The sequence below is a fragment of the Myroides guanonis genome (assembly GCF_900114085.1).
Classification (GTDB): domain Bacteria; phylum Bacteroidota; class Bacteroidia; order Flavobacteriales; family Flavobacteriaceae; genus Flavobacterium; species Flavobacterium guanonis.
The window spans coordinates 149575-173208 of sequence record NZ_FORU01000001.1 but is presented as its reverse complement, the minus strand read 5'-3'; the positions used below and the strand labels follow the sequence as shown (position 1 = coordinate 173208).

The following is a 23634-nucleotide window of genomic DNA, read 5'->3' as shown; positions in this document are numbered from 1 at the left end:
ATTATATATTTTCTAATATTTTTTTTGCATCAATTGGATCTTTTAACCAGAATTCAGAATCTTTTAAATGATTAAAAATATCTGGGGGCATTCTTTCTTTATAAAATTTTGCGGGATTACCAAAAACAATTGAATTTGGAGGAACATCTTTATTAACAAATGACATTGCTCCAATAACAGAACCGTCTCCAATTGTAACCCCTTGTTTTATAATAGATCCTGCAGCTATCCATACATCATTACCTATATTTGTTTTTTTATTAGCAATTGCTTTATTACTAAGAAATGTTGATGTTGAATGCCACCAAAAAGGATGCTCCATACCTCCTATTTGCACACCAGGAGCAATTGAACAATAGTTTCCTATATTAGTGTTATTCATAACAATATTACATGCTAAATAACAATACTTACCAATACATGTATTTGAAATTTTATTGTTATTTGAAACTCTAGTAGAATAATGAATTCTATTCTTTTTTATATAATTTAAAGGAATTCTTAAAATATATAATATTAGAAAATAGTATTTTCTCATTTTATAATTTCTTTATATATCTGTTTATATTTTAAAGCAATTTCACTCCACGTAAAATTATTAAAATCAATCTCTCTAATTGATTCATATTTTTTTGAAACTAATTTTTCTAATTGATTTGAAATATTCTCTATACTTTTAGAATCTACACTTTCTCCTACTTCAAAATCAAACATACCGTCGACACCCTGATTTTTAGTAAATAAAATAGACTTACCTTGACTTAATGCTTCGATAAATACTAAACCAAAAGTCTCCATATGTGAAATCATTGTAAAATAATTGCTGTTCATGAAAATTTTATGTAATTCAGTTTTATCATAAACCTCACCATAATACTTAATCCACTTATTTGCTTCAATTACTTTTAAAACTTTAAAATGATTTACTCCTTGACCACCCACCACATTCAATCTAATTGCAAGATTATGTTTTTCTTTAAAAGATTTTAACCCTTTAATTAAATTCTCAATATTTTTATTTTTGTCAAACCTTCCAATAAATAAAAAAGTATATTCACTTTGGTTATTTTTATAAGGTTGAATATTCTTAATCCAAAAATCATCTATCCCATTATTCAACACAATAATTTTAGAAACAATTTCAGAATATATACATTTAATAGGATTTAAATCTAAAAAACTTTTTTTATTTGATTCACTTATAAAGATAATTTTGTTAGCATTTTTAAGAATATCTATTCCAAGCGCCGTTAATTCTTTTCTTCTCTTAAAATAAAAATTGATATCTGTGTTTCTAACAGCAACTATATAAGGAATATTAAAATTTTTAAATAATTTATATGCTACTGCGCCATCACTAAATAAAGTAGTCGCGTGTACTAATTCAATTTGTTTAACATCAATTTGCTTGATTAAGCACTTATATAAATTCAATATTTTCCATGGAAAAATTATCTTATGTAAAATATTAATTTTTTCAGAATAAACAAAAGATGAATTATTGCAATTAAATTCAAAATGATTTTTACCAATCTTATTATTATCCCTTAATGGAATGTAAACTTTCTGCTCAAAACCTAAGAGATCTAAATTAGTATATAGTTGCTTATGAACCTTTGTTAGATTATAATCATTAGTAATATGTAAAATCATTATAAATAAATCGAATTAAATTGTGATTCAAGAAAAGAATTCTTGATATTATTTTGATGAATTTTTAAACTATTTTGAAAAATTGGATATAAAGATTTATCCATATAAATTAGTTTATACCATCCATCAGATATTTTCCAGCCTGTACTTTTTCCATTATTTTCAAAAGTTCCATCTACATTATCTGATATATTGTGCGGTTTTAAAATTTTTATTTTAAGTGTATTAATTAAATAACTGAAATTAAATTCTGTCCAATTCCTATTTTTTAGTTCTTTAGATTTAAGCAAATATAATACCACATGATTACCATGTGACACATCTTGTATAAGAGTGCTATAGTTTTTAATGTTTTTTAAAGCCTTACAAAACTTCTCTGGATAAGAACTACTCCATACATAAAATTTTTGTCCATTTTCTTCCTTTAACTGCAAAGCTTTTTCTAACTGATTATCAAATATATTTATAAAAGTCATGTAGTCTTTACTATTTTTAGAATCGAATTTATTCAAATATAAAGCCACGATAGCCCAATTTGCTCCAATGTGTAATCGTTGGTGGAATAGCAATGAATAATCACCATACTGTTTAAAACTTTTATCTTTCCATTTACTAAAAGAATTTATCAATCCACTACATATAGATGATTGATATTGAATGAAAATATTATTTTCCGAAATAATATCTAAAAACTCACCAATGTATCTAAAAAAATAACCTTCAGAAATTAAATGCTCCCGTCCATTTACTATTGCATTTTGATTATTCTTTGACACATTCATTTTCCATTTATTTTTATTGTAATTATTTACACTACTACTATCTATAAGAATTGGCTTTATTATCTCAAGATTATTATATAAATATAATATATCACCCGATTTTAGGTACATGTTATTATTTGCATTTATAAAATAACCTAATGTCATAAAATTATATGCATTGTTACTTTTAGACATTTCTTTAAATTTATCTAAATTAAAATTTAAAGAATTATTTAGATTTGAATCAAAAGTATTTTTATTTTGTGAATAAATAGATAGACTTACGAATAAAAAAAACACTTTCAAAATATGATTGGATTCATTCAAAAACTTTATCTTCATTAATTTCATAATACTTAATTAAATTTTTCAATTGGATATCATTACCGTTTTTACCCAGATTCTCAACACTCAATTTAAATATAGCTTTTTTGTCATAAATAGGAATTAGATTTGAAAAATAATTTGTTTTAATTGTTTTAGTACCTGACAATTGAGCCATTATATTTAACCAAACATCATCAGCATAAAAGCTTAATTTTTTAAATACTTCTTTATTTAATACTTCTTCATTAAACATTTCTTTTTTATATAATGTACCACCTCCGCTCGTATGAAAAATTTTAAAAGACGGACCAAATTTTCCATAATTTTTTTCCCATAAAGTATAACTTTCTAATTTATTATTTTTATTTTTTGTTACTGTGTGTGCTCTGTGGCAACAAATTGTATTAGGGTGTTTTTTATGTGTTTTTAATAAGTCAGATATAATATTTGAAGGATAATAAATATCATCATCAAGTGTTATAATTACATCTTTTGGAAATTTTTGAAAAGCATAATAGTACTTTTTATGTGACCTAATATCTTCATCCAAAAATACAATTTCAAGAACATTGCTTTCCACGTATTTTGTTAAACTTCTTGGTAGATCTTCCATTTCATTAGGAAACTGTCCTTTAGAAAGCCATAGAATAATTTTATTTGGTAATGATTTTTGTTTTAATATACACTCAATAACCAACCAAATTTTTGGTATCCTTTGCGGAAAGGATGTAATAGAAACAATTATCTCTAATCCATCGTTTTTAGGCAAAATAATTTCCTTTTTCTTCATTTGAAGATAAATTGGTAATATTATATTACAAATACTTCGTGTAAGATATCTTAAAAAGGATTGTTGTCTGTTTTTTTTTCTCAATGAAGAGTAGTAATGATCAAAAAAATCTATCATAATTTCAAATAAAATATAAAAATACTTATTAGTACATAAATTAAAAAATACACAGTTAAAACCTTTTTCTTATAAGAACTACTCAATTTATTATAAATAAATATAAAGTAAATATACATTATTGGATAAACAGGCAATAAACGTCTAAATTCAGGTGAAGAACTGGAAGTAGCAAATAAAAAAACAAGAGAAATTATAACAAACACTCCTAATAAAGAATTTGTTTGTTTTAAAAATTTTCTTTTATAAAAATTTAACAAAATTATTATATCAATATAAATCCAAAATATTGTTGAAAAAATCAAAGGAAATAATAATAATTGATTATCTCGAATAGTATTTACAAAAATAGCCTGAGTAGCAGGTAAAGGTGTAATTTGAGATAGAAATATAAAAGCAAATGGTCTGACTATTACTGGTAGGTTATAGACTGTTTTTGCAAATCCACTTCCTTCTTTTAGAACTTGGTCATGGTAATCTGAATAACCCTCGGCTTTACGCTCAATTTCGCCTAAATCAATCAAGCTACTACTAGAAAACACTACAGCAATACCAATAAGCAATATTAGAACAGTTAATATCTTTTTTTGTGTTTTATTCTTTTTCCTTAATATAAATTTATAAAAAAAAGTCAGAATAAATATTAAAGAAAATATTCCATTAACTATTCTAAACTGAAATATTAAAAAACAAATTAAAATTAATACTATTAAATTAAATATACTATTTTTCTTCGTCAATATAATAAATGCTAGTAAATATAAAAATACAATATGTATATCACGAATTAATATTGCAGAAAAAACAAAAAAATGAGATAATAATGCAAAAATAAATATATAATTAAATAATATTACCACATCTATTTCGCGCAATAACCTCTTAGCTAAAATATAAGTGTATACTATTACAGAAGAGTTTAGAAAAACAATATGTATTTTATGTAGAAAAGATGTAGGGTAACCACCTAATATATTTGAAAATAAATTGAAAAAATAAACTAAATATCCATAACCAAATGAAAACCTATATTCAAATAAATAAGAATCTAAACCAGCTTTAGCATTATTAAGATCATAAGCTAAGCCAAAAAACTTAGTACTATCTAAAGCATAAAAAAAGTCTGTTCTAAAATCTACTATATAGACATAATCAGTTACAAACGCATATAAATAATAAATCAGGAAAATGAATGAGAATAATGAAACATCATCTTTAGACCTTCCATTTAATCTATTTATCAAAAATAATCCCATCATAAAAAATAAAACAGTGAAACCTAAAACTGCTAAATTTTCAGTAAACAATGATATTAATGTTGATATAAAAATTAATATTAACTGAAATAATATTTTATGTTTTATTAAAAAAGTATGTATCACCATTTTAAAAGTAAATATCTAATTGCTTTTTAATCTTTTGCTTAAATAATCCAGGGCTAGCGCTGCTAGAAATATATTCTTTATTAAAAGTTTTTAATTTATCTGAAATCTCAAATACTAAAAGCTCCGAATGGCTTTTATAGGCAATTAATAAAGCGTGCATCCTAGCAGATAACACCTTTCTTGACCTTTGAAAAAGTTTAGAAAGTTTTTCCAAATCTGTAATATCGTGAACTACAATTTTTCGATCATTAAATAATCCTTTTTCTTTTAAATGCTCAAGAAAACAAATATTTTCGTTATAATCTGTTGATGTAGTAGAAAACAAATGAATTTCCTCATCTTCTTTTAATTCATTCTGAAGTATTTTAATCCATTTATAATAGTATTCTTCCTTATTTATTTTTTCTTTATTAAAGTTCGAATCAAACTCACTGTAGCAATATATACTCAAAGAGAAAAATTCCTTAACAGTTTTAGTAGAATCTATTAGTTCATAATCATAAAAAGCAACGTCAGGTAGAATCTCGGAAATTATGTTAAAATCATTTAATAAAGCTCTGCTACTATAAATATCTCTACAAATAACTTTTGATGCTTTATTCAGAGATTTTTTATAAAAATATCTCTCTAAAAAATTAAATTTATTATTACAACCAATACCTAAAAAAATAATTTTATTTTTATATTTTTTTGAAAAAAAAGTCCACAAAAAAATACTATAAGAAAATGAATGTGGGTAATAACTATTAGATGAATTAAATAATTGACCTCCACCTATTATTACATAATCATATTCATTTTTACATTTTCTTTTAATATGTGAAATATTTAAAAGAATCCATTTAATTATTCCAGCAACTACAAATAATATGTTAGTAACTCTTTTTTGCGTTTCAACCCTTTCATTAACAATATAATTTTCTTTTGGTAATGCTTCTTTAATACTACTTGGCTTAGTCAAAAAACTCCATTCAATTTCATAGTATTTCTCTTTAAAATATTTATTTAAAGCTACTCTTATTGCTTGATCCCCTAAATTATTTCTAATATATCCCTGATTAATTATTAATATTTTCTTACACATATTTTTTAATAAAAATGTTAATTAAATGTTTGTTAACAATAAAGAAAATAATAGCTGAAAGTGTAATCAAGAAGATTATAAAAATATTGTTATCAAAACTTATTATAAATGAAATAATAACAATTATTACTGTAGTTAACATAATTATTTTTTTCAAGTTCACTAAAAAAAAGTATTTTCTATTTAAATATAAATATCTGTAATAAAATAATACAAAAAAACTTACTATAGATCCTAATGCGCATGCTAATACCCCAAGATATTTTATAAATAACAACACAAATAATACATTAATAACACCACCTATTAAACTTGATTTTAAAATTTCTTTTGTACTTAACTCTCTCATTAAATAAACACCCAAATAACTAGATAATGAAGAAAATACAACTCCTACAAAGAGGAACATCATTGCTTCATATGCTTTAATATAATCAGAGGCAACTGTAAATAAAACCATGAATTTAGATAATGTAATAAAAAGTAAAGCTAATGAAAATTGAAAATTAATGTATTTATCAAACATTCTACCTTCATTAATCAAATTAGAATTATCCTTCTCAAGGAGCTTTTCATCTTGAAAGGCTAAAATAAATATTGAATTAATGAGAATTAATATTATTGGATATTTAGATGATATAGCGTAGATTCCATTATCATCAATACTTAAAAAAGCAAGTATTAAAAATTTATCAGATGAATTAATAAGCCACCAACTCAAGGAATTTGGTACCAAAGGAATTGAATATTTTAATAAATTATTAATAAGATTCTTATCAAAAGATTTCAAATTAAAATCACCAATAACATTTGTTCTAAAAACTAATATTAATATACATATCATATTAGAGAAAATTAGAGACAAAAAAAGAGAAATTAACCCAAAATTAAAAAACTTTAATAATATAATATTTACAATTAAAATTATTGAAGCATTAAGTAATCCAATTATAGTAAATAATTTATTATTTCCTAATGCTCTTGCTAGTTTTTGGAAAAAGGGAAATAATATTGAAGTAACTAAACAAATTGAAAAGTAATAAAAATATTCATATTCTACAAATATATTTATTATAAAGAAAACTATTTCAAACAATAAAATTGATAAAAATAATAAAATAATAGAATTAGATACAATTTCTCTAATTTTAATAGTTTCTTTTTCTAATCTTATAAATTTATAAATACTTTCAGATAGTTGAAATGAGACTATTGGACTTAATAAAAGAATTAATGTCATAAGTAAATCATAAGTTCCCAAATCACTTTTATTTAAATAAAATGTCAAAAAAGGAACCAAAAGAAAAGAAACAGCTTTTGAACCGATAGTTCCAAAAGAATATATTAGGGTGTTTTTTAATAATTTGGAATTAGTCATTCGCTTTTAAACATTATAAATATTTTTAATAAAATCTAGCATTAGTGTTATTTTATTAGTTAAAAAACAACATCTATTACTATTGTTTGTTATTATTTAACTAAAGTCTACTATCTACTAATTCCCTATCTAAACAAGCTTTTGTATCAAATACAACTGCGTTGGGTTTCATCAATTGTTTCAAATCCAATTTTAAAAATTGTTTATGAGCAACTGCAACAATAACAGCTTCATATTGTTTAGAAGGTTCCTCATTAAGTATATCAATATTATACTCTGCAGCAACTTCTAATGAATCTGCCCATGGATCATATACATCAACTTCAACACCGTATTTTCTAAGTTCTTTATAGATATCCGCTACTTTAGTATTACGAACATCTGGACAATTTTCTTTAAATGTAACCCCCATTATTAGAACATTTGCTCCCTTGATATGATGATCTTTTTCTATCATCAATTGAACCGTTTTCGACGCAACAAATGAAGCCATTCTATCATTAACTCTACGTCCTGATAAGATTACCTCTGGGTGATATCCTAGTTGACTTGCTTTGTGTGCTAAATAATAAGGATCTACAGATATACAATGTCCCCCTACTAAACCTGGTTTGTATTTTAAAAAATTGAATTTAGTACCTGCCGCATCTAAAACATCATTAGTATCTATTCCTACTCTATCAAATATCAATGCCAATTCATTCACAAACGAAATATTCACATCACGTTGTGCATTTTCAATAGCTTTAGAGGCTTCTGCTACTTTTAGAGACGGTGCTAAATGCGTTCCCGCCTTGATAATAGTCTTATATAAATTATCTATTTCAATAGCTTTCTCTGGTGTAGAACCAGAAGTCACTTTTACAATCGTAGTTAAGGTGTTCACCTTATCTCCTGGGTTTATACGCTCTGGTGAATAACCCACATAGAAATCCTCATTGAATTTTAAACCTGAAAATTGCTCCAATAGAGGAACACATACTTCCTCCGTACAGCCAGGAAAAACAGTAGACTCATATATTACGATATCCTCCACTTTCAAAATTTTACCCAACATGCTAGATGCTGACCTCAATGGTCGTAAATCTGGTGCGTTAAATTCATCAATTGGCGTTGGAACAGTAACAATATAAACATTCGCTGTTTTTAGAACCTCTAAATCATATGAGGCTTGATATCCTAAACTAAAAGAATTTTCTTTAGCTATTTTTAAAGATTTGTTCAATTGCTCTAAATCAGCTTCTAAAGTATGATCTTCACCTATATTCAATTCGGCGACTCTTACTTCATTGATGTCAAACCCTATAACAGGAAAATGTTTTGAAAATTCAATAGCCAATGGTAAGCCTACATACCCTTGCCCGATTACTGCGATTTTATACTGTTTATTCATCTACTTTATTAATTATAAACTTCCTTTACCAATTGAATACACTTCAAATCCAATTTCTTCTAATTGCTTTCTATCTAAAATATTACGTCCATCAAAAACAAAAGCTGGCTTTTGCATTTTGTCATAAATTCTCTGCCAGTCATAGGTTTTGAACTCATCCCATTCTGTTAGAACAGCAATACCATGTGCATTTTCTAATGTGGTATACGGGTCTTGGTGAACGGTTAAATGCTTTCGGTTTGCTCCACTGCTACGTGTATTTAGATAATCTAAATCAGTCAGCATTTGTTGTTCCGTTACCTTTGGATCAAACACATGTATCTGGGCTTCTTCTTCCATTAAATCATTCGCTACATAAATAGCCGCAGATTCTCTGGTATCGTTAGTGTCTTTTTTAAATGCCCAACCTAAAAATGCTATTTTCTTATCGTTAACCGTGTTAAACAAAGTGGTTATGATACGTTCTGCAAAACGACGCTTTTGAAAGTCATTCATGATAATTACCTGCTCCCAATAGTCAGCAACTTCATCTAGACCGTAAGTTTTAGCAATATAAACTAAATTCAAAATGTCTTTTTGAAAACAAGAACCTCCAAACCCTACAGAAGCTTTTAGAAATTTAGAGCCAATTCTACTGTCGGTTCCAATAGCCCTAGCAACTTCATTTACATCTGCTCCAGAAGCTTCACAAAGCTCCGAAATTGCATTGATAGATGATACGCGCTGTGCTAAGAATGCATTAGCTGTAAGCTTAGAAAGTTCAGACGACCATACATTCGTTCGTAAGATACGTTCTTGAGGTACCCAAGCGCCGTAAACTGATGCTAACGCCTCTATAGCTTCTCTTCCTGCATCGCTTTCTTCTCCTCCAATCAAAACTCGGTCTGGATTCATCAAATCTTGTATAGCCGTACCTTCTGCTAAAAACTCAGGGTTCGACAATATTTGATAACTTACTCCATTGCCTGTTTGATCCAGAATGCGTTTAATTGCTTGAGCTGTACGCACTGGTAGTGTTGATTTCTCAACTACTATTTTATCCGTTTTTGCCACACGTGCAATTTGTCTTGCGCATAGCTCTATATATTTTAAGTCAGCTGCCATACCCTTACCCTTTCCATAAGTCTTAGTTGGGGTATTAACCGATATAAATATCATATCAGCTTCATCTATGGCTTTGTCTACATTGGTGTCAAAAAACAAATTGCGTCCTCTTGCTTCTGCTACTACTTCATCTAAACCAGGTTCGTAGATAGGCAATTTGGATAAATCAGCATTATTCCAAGCCGCGATACGCGCCTCGTTAATATCGACTACTGTTACATGTATTTGTGGATTTTTCTGCGCAATAACCGCCATAGTAGGTCCTCCTACATAACCAGCTCCAATGCAACAGATTCTCTCTATTTTTTTCATTATATAATAATGGTTAAGCTTTTCTATTTATTAATGTGCATTTTTATCGCACATACATTTTTATTGTTTTTAAAAATCGAATAACAAAAGTACTCGTTATAATTAATTTAACAATCTATTTCTAACTGAATTTTATGTTATCCTTTTGTTACCAATGACAAAGGAACTCCTATCAATTCTCCAACTATATCATATACAGATTTAGACTTAAAAGTCTTATCTAAAGACAAAAAGCTCAATCCTATTTTGGTTTCCTCATAACTTTTTCTACATCCAATCTTTTCATTGCAAAGTTTGAATTTAAAAGCCCCATTTTCTCTTACTTCTAATCTATCGTAAGTAGCACCTATCAACAACATTAAATCATAATTCGTCCACTCATTAAATCCTACTATAGTATACTGATTCCCTACATCTCCTTTCGCTAAAACCACACAAATAGCCTCTAAATAATCTTCTAGGGCTATCCAATCTCGTAATACCATAGCATCACAGGGTACTCCAAAACTTGTTTTATTTTCTAAAGATTTTATAAAACTAAAAATCCAATGACTCGGTTGCATATCTTTAGAAAGTATATTAGTGGTCTCAATTCCTATTCGATTAGTATAGTTCTCCAAAAATAACACATTAACTTCCTCTGCATCTTCTGTTATTCCACTAACTTCATCCTCAAACACCCAATCGGTTTCTATTTCTACATACAATGGCTCTAAACGAGTTGATTGAACTATTTCTAGCATTGCTCCACCTAATAAACTTTTTTGGTCATGAAGCGCTGATTTATACTCTATTGAATTGTCTTTATACTTAGACACTAAGTGCAAAACCGTATCCCAAGAATAGACTCTCCAAGCATCAATAAAATCTTTCTTATTAGAAATTTTCAACAAATGAATTCTAGTCTTTAAATCATCTTCAACTTCGTTCAAAACACTCGATTCAGTCACCCAAATTTCTATATCAGAATACTGATTTAAAAGTTGAATCACCAATGTTTTTCCAACAAAGTGTGTTTCTCCAATAATAAGAATGTGCTGAAATGACCGAATTGGCTTCACTATTAATCTATTTTGCTTTTGAAATTGATATCTCTTTGCCTGCTTCTTTACTTGCAACTTCTTTTCTTAGTGCACTGCTTGAAAATCTATGGTCGCGACGGTTATAATACAACTCAATCCCTTTGCTTTCGCAATAAGCTCTACCCGTAAAGTTTTTGTCTTTATATTCGTCTCCTAAAATTCGAACGTCAATTTTAAAAGAGCGCAATACGTCTTCTAAATCTTGTTCTGTAGCATAAGGAACAATTTCATCTACAAATTTACATCCCTTCAACTGTATATAACGTTCTACTACTGTCTGAGTAGGTCTGTTTTTCTCTGGCCTGTCCAATGTTGGATCGGTTTGTAAACCAACTATCAAATAGTCACACTCTCGCTTTGCTTCTTCCAACATTTTTATATGTCCTGCGTGCAATAAGTCAAATGCACTAAATGTAATTCCTATTTTCATAATTTTTAATAGCTAAGAAGCAAATCGCAAGGAGATAAAAAGCATCCCCAATTAATTAACCTCTGGTTCGTTAATAACGAATAACAAAAGTACTCGTTTATTTTAATTATGCAATTTTTCTAGTTGTTGGTTTTTAGTTATTGGTTGCTGTTTTTTCTAATTAGATTATCTAACATCTAACTACTAGCCACTGTTAACTAAAATTCAAAATCTAGTTTACAGTTGAACTGCTATTCCAATATTAGCAATCAAATAACTTCCTGTTGCGGATTTACCGTTGAATTTTGCAGATCCACCGTGATATCCATAATCTTGTTTGAAATTCGTCACATAAACCAAATCTAAATGAACTCTAACAGCATCACTAATTTTATAATTTGGTAATATCCCAACTTGAAAGGCTCCCATCATGTCTGTTCCCGATTTCAACTCACTCCTTCCAATCGACAATCCCGCTCCTGAGTGTAAATACAATTCAAATCGTTGTTCTTTCTGTTTGGCAATCGCTCCCACAACATCAAACATTACTTCAGCCACAAATTTGTGTTGCAACGACCCCATACTAACATCTTCTTTGTTCTCGAATTTATTATAAGCATAGGTTCCTCTAACTCCCCACAAATCATTTAACTCATAAATAGCTCCACAATAAAGACTACCTACACCCGCATAATTCTTCACCTCTACTCCTTCTCTTGGTTCTGATGGAAAATTAACTCCCACACCAAACTCAAATCTAGTTCTATCTAGAAAAGATTTCTTATTGTCTTGTGCTTGCGTATTTAAAACAAATAATCCCGTTAGTAAAGCAATGAGAATTATCGATTTTTTCATGTTTATTTAGTTGTTGGTGGTTGTTGGTCGTTGGTCGTTAGTGGTTGCTAGGTATTTGAAAGTCTATCATCTAGTATCTAACATCGAAAAACTAACAACTAATCATCTGTAAAAGAGATGCCGCTTCTTTGTCCAACACAAATTCCACATTGGAAAGTTGTTGTAAATAAGTAGCTGGAACTTCTGCCGAAATAGGATTCTGAAGTGCTTGTTGAATGATAGATGCTTTCTTTTGAGACCAAGCCAATAGTAAAATTTCTTTAGCCTGTGCAATTGTACTCACACCCATAGTAATAGCATGTGTGGGTACATTCTCCAAACCGTTGAAATCATCCACAGCTACTTCTCTAGTAAGACTGTTTAAAGTAACCAAACGAGTCGTTGATTCAAAAGTAGAACCAGGTTCATTGAAGCCAATATGTCCAGTAAGTCCGATTCCCAAAAGCTGTAAGTCCAAACCTCCTAGAGACGCAATGCGTTGTTCATAGGTATCGCAAAATCCAGCAATACCATCGATTGGAAGCATACCATTAGGAATATGAATGTTTTTTGAAGGAATATCGATATGATTGAATAAGTGCGTATGCATAAACGTCACATAGCTATTAGCATCTGTGGACTGCATAGGAAAGTATTCATCTAAATTAAAAGTGATAACATTTTGGAAAGATAAGCCCTCTTCTCGGTGTAGGCGCACTAGTTCTTTATAAACAAGAATGGGAGTATTTCCCGTTGCTAGTCCAAGAACTGCATGCTGTCCCAAGCTTTGTTTATGCGTAATAATTGCAGCAATGCGTTGCGCTACGTAAATTGATGCACTAATTTGATTTTCGTACACCGAAACTGATATGTTTTCTATACTAGTTTCTGTTTTAAAATTTGTCATGTATTCTTAATACCAAAGACCATTCCATCAGGGGCTAAATCTGATTCTTTTTAAAAAGGTGGAACGCTTTATTTTCCGTTAATAAATACTTGGGTTTGTTTTGTTTCAAAAGATTTCTCTAATGAGCGCCAAATATATGACTCTTCATCGAGAGTACAAAAAATAACTGTTTTTGTTTTAAGAAAATCGCATTTTGTGGTTGTTTATTTTGTTACAAGGTTATACTGTTATGATGTTATACAGAATCTCCTACTCCATCACTTATTAACTACATCGCAAATCGCTTTTTGATGTATTCATAATAATCTCCTTTTAACCCTTCAACATTGAATTTCACTTCTTCTTTGGTAACCCATTCGTTTGTTATAGCAATTTCTTCTAAACAAGCTATTTTCAAACTCGTACGCTTCTCAACTGCCTTTACAAATTCAGTTGCCTCTGTTAAAGACTCGTGCGTACCATTATCCAACCACGCAAAACCTCGACTCATCGTTTCTAACTTAAGCTCGTTTTGCTCTAAATAGGATTGATTAATAGATGTTATTTCTAATTCTCCTCTATTTGAAGGGGTTACTTTTTTTGCTAATTGAACTACTGAATTGGGATAAAAATACAATCCTATTACCGCATAATTAGACTTGGGTTCTTTTGGTTTTTCAACGATACTCAAAACATTCCCACTTTCGTCAAACTCCGCTACTCCATAGCGTTCTGGGTCTTCCACATAATATCCAAAAATAACTGCCTTGCTTTCTTTTTCAACTGTTTCAATGGAATTTTTTAGCATCTTTTTTAACCCTGCTCCATAAAAGATATTATCGCCTAAAACCAAACAAACATCGTCTTCACCAATAAACTCTTCTCCTATTATAAAAGCTTGTGCCAATCCATCTGGACTAGGTTGCTCAGCATAACTCAAAGAAATTCCCAACTGACTCCCATCTCCAAACAACTTTTTAAAGTTAGGTAAATCATGTGGAGTCGAAATAATCAATATCTCTCGAATTCCAGCCAACATCAAAACTGACATGGGATAATATATCATTGGCTTATCATAGATAGGCAATAACTGTTTTGAAACAGCTAGCGTTAAGGGATGTAGTCGAGTACCCGAACCACCTGCTAATATTATTCCTTTCATTTTTTTAATTTTTTTGTTGATTTGGTGATTTTTGTTGTTACAAGGTTATATTGTGATAAAGTGATGTTGTGATAAGGTTACATAAAACTCCATCACTCCTTAACTACATCACTTCCTATCTCCATCACTTCCTATCTCCATCACCTTCTAGTCATTCTTTCTATTCAAGCTCTCTATTAATCTAGAAAGCATATTCCTAATATATTTAATTTGTTCAAACAAAATGACTTCATCATCCATAAATTTCAACCGAACTCCTAATTCTAATTGAGTTTCTAATTCACTTAAAGATCCTAAAGAAATATACAAAAATCGCATCCATTCTAGATTACTTTTCCTACCTGCTCCTTCGGCAATGTTTGACGGAACAGATATAGCTGAACGCTTTATTTGACTAGTCAGTCCATACAGTTCTTCTTTTGGAAAGTTTTTTACTATCAAATAAACCTTCTCAACTAAGTCCATGCTTTCCTGCCAGACATTTAAATCTCTATGCGATTGTATTTTCATGAGTATTTGTTTTTTTAACTGTTATAAGGTTATGATGTGATAAGGTTATAAGATTACTTATAACTCAATCACTTCTTAACTACATCACTTCTTAACTACATCACCTTATAACAACCTACCTATATTGCTCTTCGTAATACTTTTGATAATCACCACTCGTAACATTATTTAACCACTCTTGATTGTCCATATACCAAGCGATGGTTTTAGCCAAACCTTGTTCAAAGGTTACAGAAGGACTCCATCCCAAATCTTTGTTTATCTTGGTTGCATCGATAGCATAACGCAAATCGTGCCCTGGTCTATCTTTTACAAATGTTATTAGTTTTTCAGATGTACCATCTATTCTTCCTAACACTCCATCCATTTGTTTGCAAAGCTCCTTGACTAAATCAATGTTTTTCCATTCATTAAATCCACCAATATTATAGGTCTCAGCATTTTCTCCCTTATGAAAAACATCATCAATAGCCCTCGCGTGATCTAAAACATAAAGCCAATCACGTGTAAACTTCCCATCACCATAAATAGGTAGTGGTTTATTATTGATAATATTGTGAATACAAAGCGGAATTAATTTCTCTGGAAAATGGTTGGGACCATAATTATTAGAGCAATTACTAATAACGTAAGGCATACCATATGTTTCTCCATAAGCGCGAACGAAATGATCTGAACTCGCTTTAGAAGCAGAGTATGGAGAATTTGGTGCATAAGCAGTATCCTCATAAAAGAAACCTGTTTCACCCAAAGAACCATATACTTCATCTGTGCTTACATGATAGAAGCGTTTACCGTCAAAACTTCCTTGCCACAAACCTTTAAAAGCCTGTAGAAGATTTACTGTTCCCAATACATTCGTTCGTACAAAAGCCAACGGGTCTGTTATAGACCGATCTACATGTGATTCTGCTGCTAAATGAATAACCGCATCAAAACGATATTCTTGAAACAGATTTACAATGAATTGTTCGTCTGTTATATCTCCTTTTATAAAAGTATAATTTGTGCTTTTTTCGATATCCTTCAAATTCGCTAAATTACCAGCATACGTAAGCGCATCTAAATTATAAATGTGATAGTTAGGATAATTTAAAACGAATTGTCTTACAACATGAGAACCTATAAAACCAGCTCCGCCTGTAATTAATATCTTTTTACTCAGACTCATATTTATAAAGTTTTTTTACTAACTACCATAACTTTTTCTAATTGTTACAAGGTTACGATGTTATAAGGTTACGCAGAGCTACATCACTTCCTAACTTCATCACTTCTTAACTCCATCACTTTATAACATATCTACTTATTACTTTAAAAAAACTCCACAAAAATCCAATACCACTTTGTCGTTTGAAATTTCTAAATCTTTAAACTCATTATGAGCTACTAAAAATACAACAATATCTGCTTTTTCAACAGCAACCTTATAATCTGTCAATTTAAACACCTTATGATCGTGTACATTCGGTTCTACTATATACATATCTGCATCACCTGAATCTTGTAATACGCGTTCAACGATATGAATCGCCGGTGATTCTCTTAAATCGTCAATATTCGGTTTGAATGCCAATCCCATCAATGCGATGGATGGCTGACATCCAAACTTTAATTCGAATTCCAAACGGGCTGTTTTTACTTTTTCTGCACACCAAAATGGTTTGTAGTTATTCGTTGTACGAGCCTGAGCAATCATGCGTGATTCCATCGGGAATTCCGATGTAATGAAATAAGGATCCACAGCAATACAATGTCCGCCTACTCCACAACCTGGTTGTAATATATTCACTCTTGGGTGTTTGTTTGCCAATGCTATCAACTCCCATACATTAATCCCTGCCTTATCACAAATCACAGAAAGTTCATTGGCAAATGCAATCTGTACATCTCGAGATGAGTTCTCTGTCAATTTACACATCTCTGCTGTACGAGCATTGGTTCTATGAAGCGTACCGTTTACAAACTGGCTGTAGAATGCGATTGCTTTTTCTGTAGATGCTTCATTCACTCCTCCGATTACTCGATCATTGTGAACTAATTCATACATCACATTTCCAGGCAATACACGCTCTGGACAATAAGCTAAAAAGATTTTACCAGCTAATTCTGGGCGTTCTGTGAAAATATACTCCATCATTTTCTCCGTGGTTCCAACAGGAGAAGTAGATTCTATAATATATAAATCTCCTTCTTTTAAAAGAGGTAAAATTGCTGTTGTAGCTGCCTTTACATAAGAAATATCAGGTTCGTGATGTCCCCCCTTAAAAGGAGTTGGTACCACCACCAAATACGTGTCTGCTATAATTGGCTTCGTATCTGCCTTTAAAAACCCTTTAGAAACCGCTTCAGCAACAGCTTTATCTAATTCTGGTTCAACTATATGTATTTTACCTGCGTTTATGGTATCTACTACATGCTGTGAAATATCCACTCCATGCACCGATATACCATTTTGTGCTATTAATGCCGATGTTGGCAATCCTATGTATCCTAATCCTATGGTAACTACGCTCATTTTTTATTTTATTTTTTTTTGCTAACTGCTTTTTTGCCAATCGCTAATCGCAAAAATGCTTAATTACAATTTTACTATAAATTCCACTATTCTCTCACATGCCTTTCCATCTCCGTAAGGATTGTGCAGAGCAGTCATGGTTTGGTATCTCAAATTATCTGTTAACAAAGAATTCGCTTCACTGATAATTAATTCTTTATTAGTTCCAACAAGAATCACAGTACCTGCTTCTACCGCTTCTGGTCTCTCGGTGGTTTCTCTCATAACCAATACGGGTTTACCCAAACTTGGTGCTTCTTCTTGAACTCCTCCAGAATCGGTTATAATCAAATATGATTGATTCATCAACCAAACAAATGCAGGATATGCCAATGGGTCAATTAATTTTATATTATTTATATCAGACAACAATTCATATACTGGCTTCTTAACGTTCGGATTCAAGTGAACTGGATATATAATTTGAGTATCCTTATTTTGCAATGCGATCTCCTTTAGTGCTTCACAAATTCTGATAAATCCATCTCCATGATTCTCTCGGCGATGTCCTGTGACCAAAATCAATTTAGCTGTTGGGTCTACCAATGCTTTCAGTTTTTCTATTTCTGCATTTTCTAGATTTTCAACGCGTTTTGAACTATCCATCAAAGCATCGATTACTGTGTTTCCTGTCACCAAAATACTTTTAGGATCAATATTTTCTTTGAGTAAGTTTTGTTCAGATGCTGTAGTTGGAGCAAAGTGATAATCTGCTATACGCCCCGTAATTTGTCTATTGATTTCCTCAGGAAAAGGAGCTCTTTTATTATGTGTACGCAACCCAGCCTCTACATGGCAAATCTGTGCACCGGAATAAAAACCAGCAATACTAGCTGCCATAGTAGTTGTTGTATCACCGTGAACATATACATAATCAGGTTGAAAATCCTCCAATACTTCTTTTAACTCTAAAATGATATCTCCCGTCAACGAATATAAATTCTGATTGGGTTTCATTAAATTCAAATCGTATTCTGGAACAATGTCAAAAAACTCCAATACTTGATCTAACATTTCTCGGTGCTGTGCTGTTACACATACACGAGTTTCAAATTTATCATTATGCTTTTTAAACTCTTGAACCAATGGAGCCATTTTAATAGCTTCTGGACGGGTTCCAAATACAATTAAATTCTTCTTCATATTTATTTATCACTATATCTTCTAGATAGCTATTCAATAAACATACAGTTTAAACCACTGTTTCTTTATGGCTTTTCTAGTAAGAATAGCAAAAGTAACCTTTTTATTTAGCTTTTTGCTAATCGCTAACTGCTAACTGCTAATCGCTTTTTTGCTAATCGCTAATCGCTAACCGCTTTTCTGCTAATCGCTAATCGCTAACCGCTTTTCTGCTAATCGCTAACTGCTAACCGCAAATCGCTTTCTGCTAACTGCTAATCGCTTTTTTGCTAATCGCTAATCGCTAACCGCTTTTCTGCTAACTGCTAACTGCTAATCGTTAATTGCTAATTGCTAATCGCAAATCGTTAATCGCTAATCGTTAAATGCTAACTGCTAATCGCGAAAATGCAGGGCCGAACGTTAAGTTTTAGTCTAGTAGACTAAAATAGAGATGGAGCCAGCAGGCGCGTCGGGTTATGAAACAAAAACGCAAAAACACAAAAACGCAAAAACGCAAAAATGCTAAAAATCAAATAACTCTAAAATCTCCTTTAATGCGTTCTAAAACTTTAGAAGGAACTCCCTGTTCTTGGGCAGTTTTACTCCAAAAGTCAATTGCTTCATTACTCCTTTTTATATAACCCTGAGCTTCTTTGATAGTAAACGCATCTGCAATCGTCATAATATCCTCTAAAGATATATCTGATCGCTTTCCGTTGATAGAAAGTGCTTGTGAAACTCTTAAATAATTAATTAAAGGATTTAGAGAATAGGTAACATCGTAAAGAGGACTAAGATTCCAAGAATCATTATCTGAATCATAAACAAAACTATGGTTTTTAAGATGATCATCCGTATTACAAAAAACAACATTAAAAACCATACGTGCAAAAAGTTCTTCAACCTGACTATGCGGTATCTTTAGATAAATCGCCAAATTAAAAAGATTCTCATATGTTGATACATCCGCAGATTTAAAGTCCCATCCAGTAAGTCCAGTTGCTGTTAAAATATGTTTTTTCTCTCCATTTATTCGATCAAACCTTGTAGTTGCAAAATGCTTTCCTTCGATCAAAAATGACTTCATCATAGTTAAACCTAAACTTGTAGCTGTAAGATAATAGCAATACTCAATAACTTCTCTGCTATATGGAACATCTCCTATATCTAACTTAACTAAATAGTGATTATAATCATTTGAAAAATTCAAATCACCCGGTATAATCTCTTTTGTCTGTTTGTTTTCTGAAATTAATATTTTAGGACGCGCTCCCCCAGCAGAAGATCCAATCTTAAAAACATTTAGTAAAGATTCTTCATTCAAATCCCTTCCTCTACTTTCTCCTTTGAGATTCAAAACCTTTTTAACAACATCAACTATCTCATTAATATCAATGGAAGAGTTCTTTGGAATTTCTTTAGCTGGACTATATTCAAGAGCCCCCATACCTCTATTTGAAACATATGCCAACTGTTCTAAAACAGTGACTCCTTTTTGCCTTCCTTTACTTAGTTCCAGCCATTCTCTAAATATAATATTACCAAACATATCAGGCAAAGAATCAGCAAAAACAGGTGGAATAGATCGAAATGTTTCTCCCGAAAATTTTTTAAAAACCTGAACCTGAGTAGTTCTTTTAATTACATTCGGGATAGGAAAAATATTTGTAAATCTATTGCTTTTCAAAAAATCAGGATTGTATTGAAAAAAGGAGATTTCATCCTTTTCATCATATCCTAATGTACCTATTTCCTGTCCAAAAACAGACACTTTTATAAGATTGTTCTTTGCCATAATCAATAAAATGAACCAAAATCTTTAAATTGAACCCGTTGCTCTTCTATAAAATCTGAGAATACAGAAAGTAAATCAAAATATTGAAGTATTAGTAATAGTGTATCAATATTGAAGTTTTTCCCATTCTCTACCTTGTGAATAGTCAACCGAGTTAAGTTGAGTTTCTCTGCTAATTCTTGTTGTGTCATAGAACGAGAATTTCGCATAGCTTTCACAAGTTCTCCAATTTTACTCCTTACATCACTAGGTTTTTGTAAGGACAAAAACATATCTTCCATTGTCAATTTTTGTATATTATACTATACAAATATACCTATTTACTTTAGATTGTAAATTATAATATACTTTTATTTGACTTTTTTGCTAATCGTTAACTGCTAATCGCTAATCGTTAACCGCTTTTCTACTAATCGTTAAATGCTAATTGCTAATTGCTAATCGCAAACTGCTAACTGCTAATCGTTAACTGCTAATCGTTAACTGCTAATCGTTAACTGCTAATTGCTAATCGCTAATCGTTAATCGCAAATCGTTAATCGCTTTTTTTGCTAAAATGCAAAAAGCAATCTCACTCCTTCATATCAATTTTAATCCTTTTACTTAAAGCTAGAATTTGATTGGTAACTTTTTCAACTTGTTCTCTTAAATAATTATATACATCTAAAATTAGATAATCTAAATCAAAAGACAATATCAAAAAACTAACAACCTCTATTCCGGAACTATATGCCTGATTTAAAAATCTTAATTTATCTTTATCTGTAGTTCGTGACATCCCCTCAGCTATATTTGCAGCAATACTCATTGTCGCTCGTCTCAGTTGTGAAATAACCCCATATTTTTCATCACTTGGAAAATCCGCCGTGGCTAGGTAAATATCTTTGACAAATAGTCTCGCATTTTGCCACACTTGTAGCTTTTCAAAATAAAATTGATGCATATATTTTAGGTTTGGGTTGTTCTAATTTAATCATTTTTTGTTAATTGCTAACTGCTAATCGCAAACCGCTAACTGCTAACTGCTAATCGCTAACCGCTTTTGTGCTAATCGCAAACCGCTAACTGCTAACTGCTAATCGTTAAATGCTAACCGCAAATCGTTAAATGCTAATCGCTTTTTTGCTAATTGCAAACCGCTAACCGCTAACCGCTAATCGCTAACTGCAAACCGTTAACTGCTAATCGCAAAAACGCGAAACTGCAAAAAAGCAGGGCCGATCGTTAAGTTTTAGTCTAGTAGACTAAAATAGAGACGGATCCAGCAGGTGCGTCGGGTTAAGAAACAAAAAAAAGGAACCTCATTACAAGGTTCCCTAATTAAAATCAAATCTCAAAAACAACATTTCTGTTCACTGTTTTCCGATCACTTATCACTTTCTAAATATCTTCTTCTACAGTTATCTGGCTCACAGCGGAAAGCACTCCTCCTGCAACCATCAAATAACCCGCCACGCTAATAATGGCTGTTGGCAACGCAATGGGAGCTGCAATAACCGCTCCTCCTACTGCTGCTAAGGTTATTCCAATGGTTCGAATGGTTTTAAAAAACTTGGGGGTTGGGGCTTTTACCCGACTTACGATTTTCTTCATATTTTTTCGTTTTTTATATAGCGGATAAATTCTTCTTCCGCTGGTTTTACAATTAATTCTACCTCGCCTTTTTCTAATAATGGAAATACAAGCTTCTTTACCTTTTCAAAAGCTACTCGCGACCTACTTCCCCATCCTTCAGCTAAAAACTGACTTACAGGTGCTATACACCCTTTTAACTCACGTTGCGCATTGTTCGCAGGATGAAACAAGATCAAACTGCGATTCGGCACTTTTTCTATATGTAAATGATCTTTAAACCGATCGCTGTATCGCTTTGTCATAGTATAGCGTCCTTCTGGAATGCAGGAAATCTGACATTGATTATAAACCCATGGTAGTTCAAGTGTTAAACAGACCGTCTGATCGTTAATCCTCAATATACCATGGGTAGCTTCTTTGAGGTAAAGCCGGTGTAGCTCTATTTCAATCGGCATTATACCTGATCGACTTTTACTATGGACGCAGCGTTAAATCCTCCGTTGTTCAACATATAATTTACACCGTTCACCTCTTGGTAAAACTCTATCCCCAATACCGTAATTACAGGATTTGTACTGTTAGCTGCTAAACTCGCGATAAGCTCTAAATCGACTATTTCCGTTTGATCCCATGGTAAAATTGTAGAGCGGTCTAATTTCAACTCATACACCTGAGTGTCAAAATCAATACTCGCCGATCCTGCTACAATGCGGAAGTGTGTAGTTCCATTGGGTACCCCAACATGCTCTTGAGGTACAAATGGAGCAAAAGTTATTTTTGATTCTCCTGTTGTACGATCCCATTGAATGTCGTAATTATTAAAAAAGCTCTTTTTTAAATTTGCCTTTACATTGAAATCGAACCCTTCCATCAAATTCATCACACCCCCTGTAACCAATCGATCTCCGCGATTATTCACAGCATCTGTTTTTACCACACTCATCAATACTTTTACAAAACGGCTTGTCAACTTACTATCAGATATCCCCATAGTAACAGGGCGAAAAGCACGGCGTATTAAACTACCTATTTTTCCAGAATGTCCGAATTCTTGCGCGTTTTCTCTTGTTCGTTTAAACGCAGGGTCTGAATGGAAACGCTTGGCATCTATACCTCCTTTTTCACGAGCCATATACCCGTCCTTAGATTTGTAAAAAGTAATATCTCCAATAGTACCTTTCAATTTGATAATTCCCTTTTGATTTGCCATGTTCTTAATTTTTTAAATGAAACAATTTGAAATCGATAATTAGCGTTGCAACGTCTTTCGATTACAGGTCAAATTTGCGGGTTTTCATCACTGAATTTAGAACACAGAATACCAACTGTCCTCATATGTCTTCATACGTCCTATGTAACACCATTTACTGATATTCAAACTGTTAAAAACAG

24 protein-coding genes are annotated in these 23634 nt (G+C 31.2%); all 24 read right to left on the bottom strand.

Translation table 11 applies throughout. The features are described from left to right. Window position 1 precedes the first annotated feature (1 nt). Window positions 2-538, bottom strand: coding sequence for a CatB-related O-acetyltransferase (locus BM024_RS00835; RefSeq protein ID WP_090677560.1), 537 nt, complete (start codon window positions 536-538; stop codon window positions 2-4). After that, window positions 535-1653 carry a glycosyltransferase family 4 protein gene (locus BM024_RS00830; protein WP_090677559.1) on the bottom strand — a complete coding sequence of 373 codons (1119 nt, stop codon included), beginning with the start codon at window positions 1651-1653 and terminating at the stop codon, window positions 535-537. Before BM024_RS00830 ends, BM024_RS00835 begins: the two co-directional genes overlap by 4 nt. Beyond that, window positions 1653-2768 (bottom strand): hypothetical protein, encoded by a 1116-nt coding sequence (locus tag BM024_RS00825; RefSeq protein WP_090677558.1) that lies wholly within the window; start codon window positions 2766-2768, stop codon window positions 1653-1655. Before BM024_RS00825 ends, BM024_RS00830 begins: the two co-directional genes overlap by 1 nt. Beyond that, window positions 2737-3534, bottom strand: a complete 798-nt coding sequence (locus tag BM024_RS00820) for a glycosyltransferase (RefSeq protein ID WP_090677557.1) — start codon at window positions 3532-3534, stop codon at window positions 2737-2739. The genes BM024_RS00825 and BM024_RS00820 overlap by 32 nt, the downstream gene beginning before the upstream one ends. 113 nt (window positions 3535-3647) lie before the next feature. Continuing rightward, the gene (locus BM024_RS00815; RefSeq protein ID WP_090677556.1) at window positions 3648-5036 is read right to left on the bottom strand and encodes a hypothetical protein; all 1389 of its coding nucleotides are present in this window, start codon (window positions 5034-5036) and stop codon (window positions 3648-3650) included. Between the two features lies 1 nt (window position 5037). Then, window positions 5038-6120 carry a polysaccharide pyruvyl transferase family protein gene (locus BM024_RS00810; protein WP_090677555.1) on the bottom strand — a complete coding sequence of 361 codons (1083 nt, stop codon included), beginning with the start codon at window positions 6118-6120 and terminating at the stop codon, window positions 5038-5040. After that, entirely contained in the window at window positions 6113-7498 is a 1386-nt protein-coding gene (locus BM024_RS00805) for a lipopolysaccharide biosynthesis protein (protein ID WP_090677554.1), read from the bottom strand. Before BM024_RS00805 ends, BM024_RS00810 begins: the two co-directional genes overlap by 8 nt. Before the next feature lie 100 nt (window positions 7499-7598). After that, window positions 7599-8891 (bottom strand): nucleotide sugar dehydrogenase, encoded by a 1293-nt coding sequence (locus BM024_RS00800; RefSeq protein WP_090677553.1) that lies wholly within the window; start codon window positions 8889-8891, stop codon window positions 7599-7601. 12 nt (window positions 8892-8903) lie between these two features. Continuing rightward, window positions 8904-10307, bottom strand: a complete 1404-nt coding sequence (locus BM024_RS00795; RefSeq protein WP_090677552.1) for a UDP-glucose 6-dehydrogenase — start codon at window positions 10305-10307, stop codon at window positions 8904-8906. A gap of 137 nt (window positions 10308-10444) precedes the next feature. Further along, on the bottom strand, window positions 10445-11368 hold the full coding sequence (locus BM024_RS00790) for an NAD-dependent epimerase/dehydratase family protein (protein WP_143077693.1): 924 nt from the start codon (window positions 11366-11368) through the stop codon (window positions 10445-10447). A gap of 7 nt (window positions 11369-11375) precedes the next feature. Further along, on the bottom strand, window positions 11376-11819 hold the full coding sequence (locus BM024_RS00785; RefSeq protein ID WP_090677550.1) for an adenylyltransferase/cytidyltransferase family protein: 444 nt from the start codon (window positions 11817-11819) through the stop codon (window positions 11376-11378). A 216-nt stretch (window positions 11820-12035) separates the two neighbouring features. Next, window positions 12036-12653, bottom strand: a complete 618-nt coding sequence (locus BM024_RS00780) for a hypothetical protein (protein ID WP_090677549.1) — start codon at window positions 12651-12653, stop codon at window positions 12036-12038. Between the two features lie 91 nt (window positions 12654-12744). Beyond that, entirely contained in the window at window positions 12745-13539 is a 795-nt protein-coding gene (gene nagB / locus BM024_RS00775) for a glucosamine-6-phosphate deaminase (protein WP_090677548.1), read from the bottom strand. A gap of 268 nt (window positions 13540-13807) precedes the next feature. Then, window positions 13808-14680, bottom strand: coding sequence for a glucose-1-phosphate thymidylyltransferase RfbA (gene rfbA, locus BM024_RS00770; RefSeq protein WP_090677547.1), 873 nt, complete (start codon window positions 14678-14680; stop codon window positions 13808-13810). A gap of 147 nt (window positions 14681-14827) precedes the next feature. Then, a complete protein-coding gene (locus BM024_RS00765) occupies window positions 14828-15190 on the bottom strand; it encodes a four helix bundle protein (RefSeq protein WP_090677546.1) in 363 nt (120 codons plus the stop codon). Between the two features lie 115 nt (window positions 15191-15305). Then, on the bottom strand, window positions 15306-16361 hold the full coding sequence (gene rfbB, locus BM024_RS00760) for a dTDP-glucose 4,6-dehydratase (RefSeq protein ID WP_090677545.1): 1056 nt from the start codon (window positions 16359-16361) through the stop codon (window positions 15306-15308). Window positions 16362-16499: 138 nt separating this feature from the next. Beyond that, window positions 16500-17708, bottom strand: a complete 1209-nt coding sequence (wecC, locus tag BM024_RS00755) for a UDP-N-acetyl-D-mannosamine dehydrogenase (protein ID WP_090677544.1) — start codon at window positions 17706-17708, stop codon at window positions 16500-16502. Between the two features lie 63 nt (window positions 17709-17771). Continuing rightward, on the bottom strand, window positions 17772-18890 hold the full coding sequence (gene wecB / locus BM024_RS00750; protein WP_090677543.1) for a non-hydrolyzing UDP-N-acetylglucosamine 2-epimerase: 1119 nt from the start codon (window positions 18888-18890) through the stop codon (window positions 17772-17774). Between the two features lie 511 nt (window positions 18891-19401). After that, window positions 19402-20667 (bottom strand): type II toxin-antitoxin system HipA family toxin, encoded by a 1266-nt coding sequence (locus tag BM024_RS00745; protein ID WP_090677542.1) that lies wholly within the window; start codon window positions 20665-20667, stop codon window positions 19402-19404. A 2-nt stretch (window positions 20668-20669) separates the two neighbouring features. Further along, window positions 20670-20948, bottom strand: a complete 279-nt coding sequence (locus BM024_RS00740; protein ID WP_090677541.1) for a helix-turn-helix transcriptional regulator — start codon at window positions 20946-20948, stop codon at window positions 20670-20672. Window positions 20949-21238: 290 nt separating this feature from the next. Continuing rightward, window positions 21239-21610: a four helix bundle protein gene (locus BM024_RS00735; protein WP_090677540.1), complete on the bottom strand. Its 372-nt coding sequence runs from the start codon at window positions 21608-21610 to the stop codon at window positions 21239-21241. A 437-nt stretch (window positions 21611-22047) separates the two neighbouring features. Beyond that, a complete protein-coding gene (locus tag BM024_RS00730) occupies window positions 22048-22260 on the bottom strand; it encodes a hypothetical protein (RefSeq protein WP_090677539.1) in 213 nt (70 codons plus the stop codon). Then, a complete protein-coding gene (locus tag BM024_RS00725) occupies window positions 22257-22697 on the bottom strand; it encodes a DUF5675 family protein (RefSeq protein ID WP_090677538.1) in 441 nt (146 codons plus the stop codon). Before BM024_RS00725 ends, BM024_RS00730 begins: the two co-directional genes overlap by 4 nt. Further along, window positions 22697-23452 (bottom strand): hypothetical protein, encoded by a 756-nt coding sequence (locus tag BM024_RS00720; RefSeq protein WP_090677537.1) that lies wholly within the window; start codon window positions 23450-23452, stop codon window positions 22697-22699. The genes BM024_RS00725 and BM024_RS00720 overlap by 1 nt, the downstream gene beginning before the upstream one ends. Window positions 23453-23634: the final 182 nt, after the last annotated feature.

What these genes read in the sequence shown, in the direction of transcription:
- BM024_RS00815 (WP_090677556.1), bottom strand. Translation starts at nt 5,036, where the DNA reads ATGGTGATACATACTTTTTTAATAAAACATAAAATATTATTTCAGTTA.
- BM024_RS00785 (WP_090677550.1), bottom strand. Translation starts at nt 11,819, where the DNA reads ATGAAAATAGGAATTACATTTAGTGCATTTGACTTATTGCACGCAGGA.
- BM024_RS00735 (WP_090677540.1), bottom strand. Translation starts at nt 21,610, where the DNA reads ATGCATCAATTTTATTTTGAAAAGCTACAAGTGTGGCAAAATGCGAGA.
- BM024_RS00725 (WP_090677538.1), bottom strand. Translation starts at nt 22,697, where the DNA reads ATGCCGATTGAAATAGAGCTACACCGGCTTTACCTCAAAGAAGCTACC.
- BM024_RS00810 (WP_090677555.1), bottom strand. Translation starts at nt 6,120, where the DNA reads ATGTGTAAGAAAATATTAATAATTAATCAGGGATATATTAGAAATAAT.
- BM024_RS00780 (WP_090677549.1), bottom strand. Translation starts at nt 12,653, where the DNA reads ATGAAAAAATCGATAATTCTCATTGCTTTACTAACGGGATTATTTGTT.
- BM024_RS00765 (WP_090677546.1), bottom strand. Translation starts at nt 15,190, where the DNA reads ATGAAAATACAATCGCATAGAGATTTAAATGTCTGGCAGGAAAGCATG.
- rfbA (WP_090677547.1), bottom strand. Translation starts at nt 14,680, where the DNA reads ATGAAAGGAATAATATTAGCAGGTGGTTCGGGTACTCGACTACATCCC.
- BM024_RS00805 (WP_090677554.1), bottom strand. Translation starts at nt 7,498, where the DNA reads ATGACTAATTCCAAATTATTAAAAAACACCCTAATATATTCTTTTGGA.
- rfbB (WP_090677545.1), bottom strand. Translation starts at nt 16,361, where the DNA reads ATGAGTCTGAGTAAAAAGATATTAATTACAGGCGGAGCTGGTTTTATA.
- BM024_RS00835 (WP_090677560.1), bottom strand. Translation starts at nt 538, where the DNA reads ATGAGAAAATACTATTTTCTAATATTATATATTTTAAGAATTCCTTTA.
- BM024_RS00825 (WP_090677558.1), bottom strand. Translation starts at nt 2,768, where the DNA reads ATGAAATTAATGAAGATAAAGTTTTTGAATGAATCCAATCATATTTTG.
- wecC (WP_090677544.1), bottom strand. Translation starts at nt 17,708, where the DNA reads ATGAGCGTAGTTACCATAGGATTAGGATACATAGGATTGCCAACATCG.
- BM024_RS00795 (WP_090677552.1), bottom strand. Translation starts at nt 10,307, where the DNA reads ATGAAAAAAATAGAGAGAATCTGTTGCATTGGAGCTGGTTATGTAGGA.
- BM024_RS00800 (WP_090677553.1), bottom strand. Translation starts at nt 8,891, where the DNA reads ATGAATAAACAGTATAAAATCGCAGTAATCGGGCAAGGGTATGTAGGC.
- BM024_RS00720 (WP_090677537.1), bottom strand. Translation starts at nt 23,452, where the DNA reads ATGGCAAATCAAAAGGGAATTATCAAATTGAAAGGTACTATTGGAGAT.
- BM024_RS00830 (WP_090677559.1), bottom strand. Translation starts at nt 1,653, where the DNA reads ATGATTTTACATATTACTAATGATTATAATCTAACAAAGGTTCATAAG.
- nagB (WP_090677548.1), bottom strand. Translation starts at nt 13,539, where the DNA reads ATGACAAATTTTAAAACAGAAACTAGTATAGAAAACATATCAGTTTCG.
- BM024_RS00740 (WP_090677541.1), bottom strand. Translation starts at nt 20,948, where the DNA reads ATGGAAGATATGTTTTTGTCCTTACAAAAACCTAGTGATGTAAGGAGT.
- wecB (WP_090677543.1), bottom strand. Translation starts at nt 18,890, where the DNA reads ATGAAGAAGAATTTAATTGTATTTGGAACCCGTCCAGAAGCTATTAAA.
- BM024_RS00745 (WP_090677542.1), bottom strand. Translation starts at nt 20,667, where the DNA reads ATGGCAAAGAACAATCTTATAAAAGTGTCTGTTTTTGGACAGGAAATA.
- BM024_RS00730 (WP_090677539.1), bottom strand. Translation starts at nt 22,260, where the DNA reads ATGAAGAAAATCGTAAGTCGGGTAAAAGCCCCAACCCCCAAGTTTTTT.
- BM024_RS00820 (WP_090677557.1), bottom strand. Translation starts at nt 3,534, where the DNA reads ATGAAGAAAAAGGAAATTATTTTGCCTAAAAACGATGGATTAGAGATA.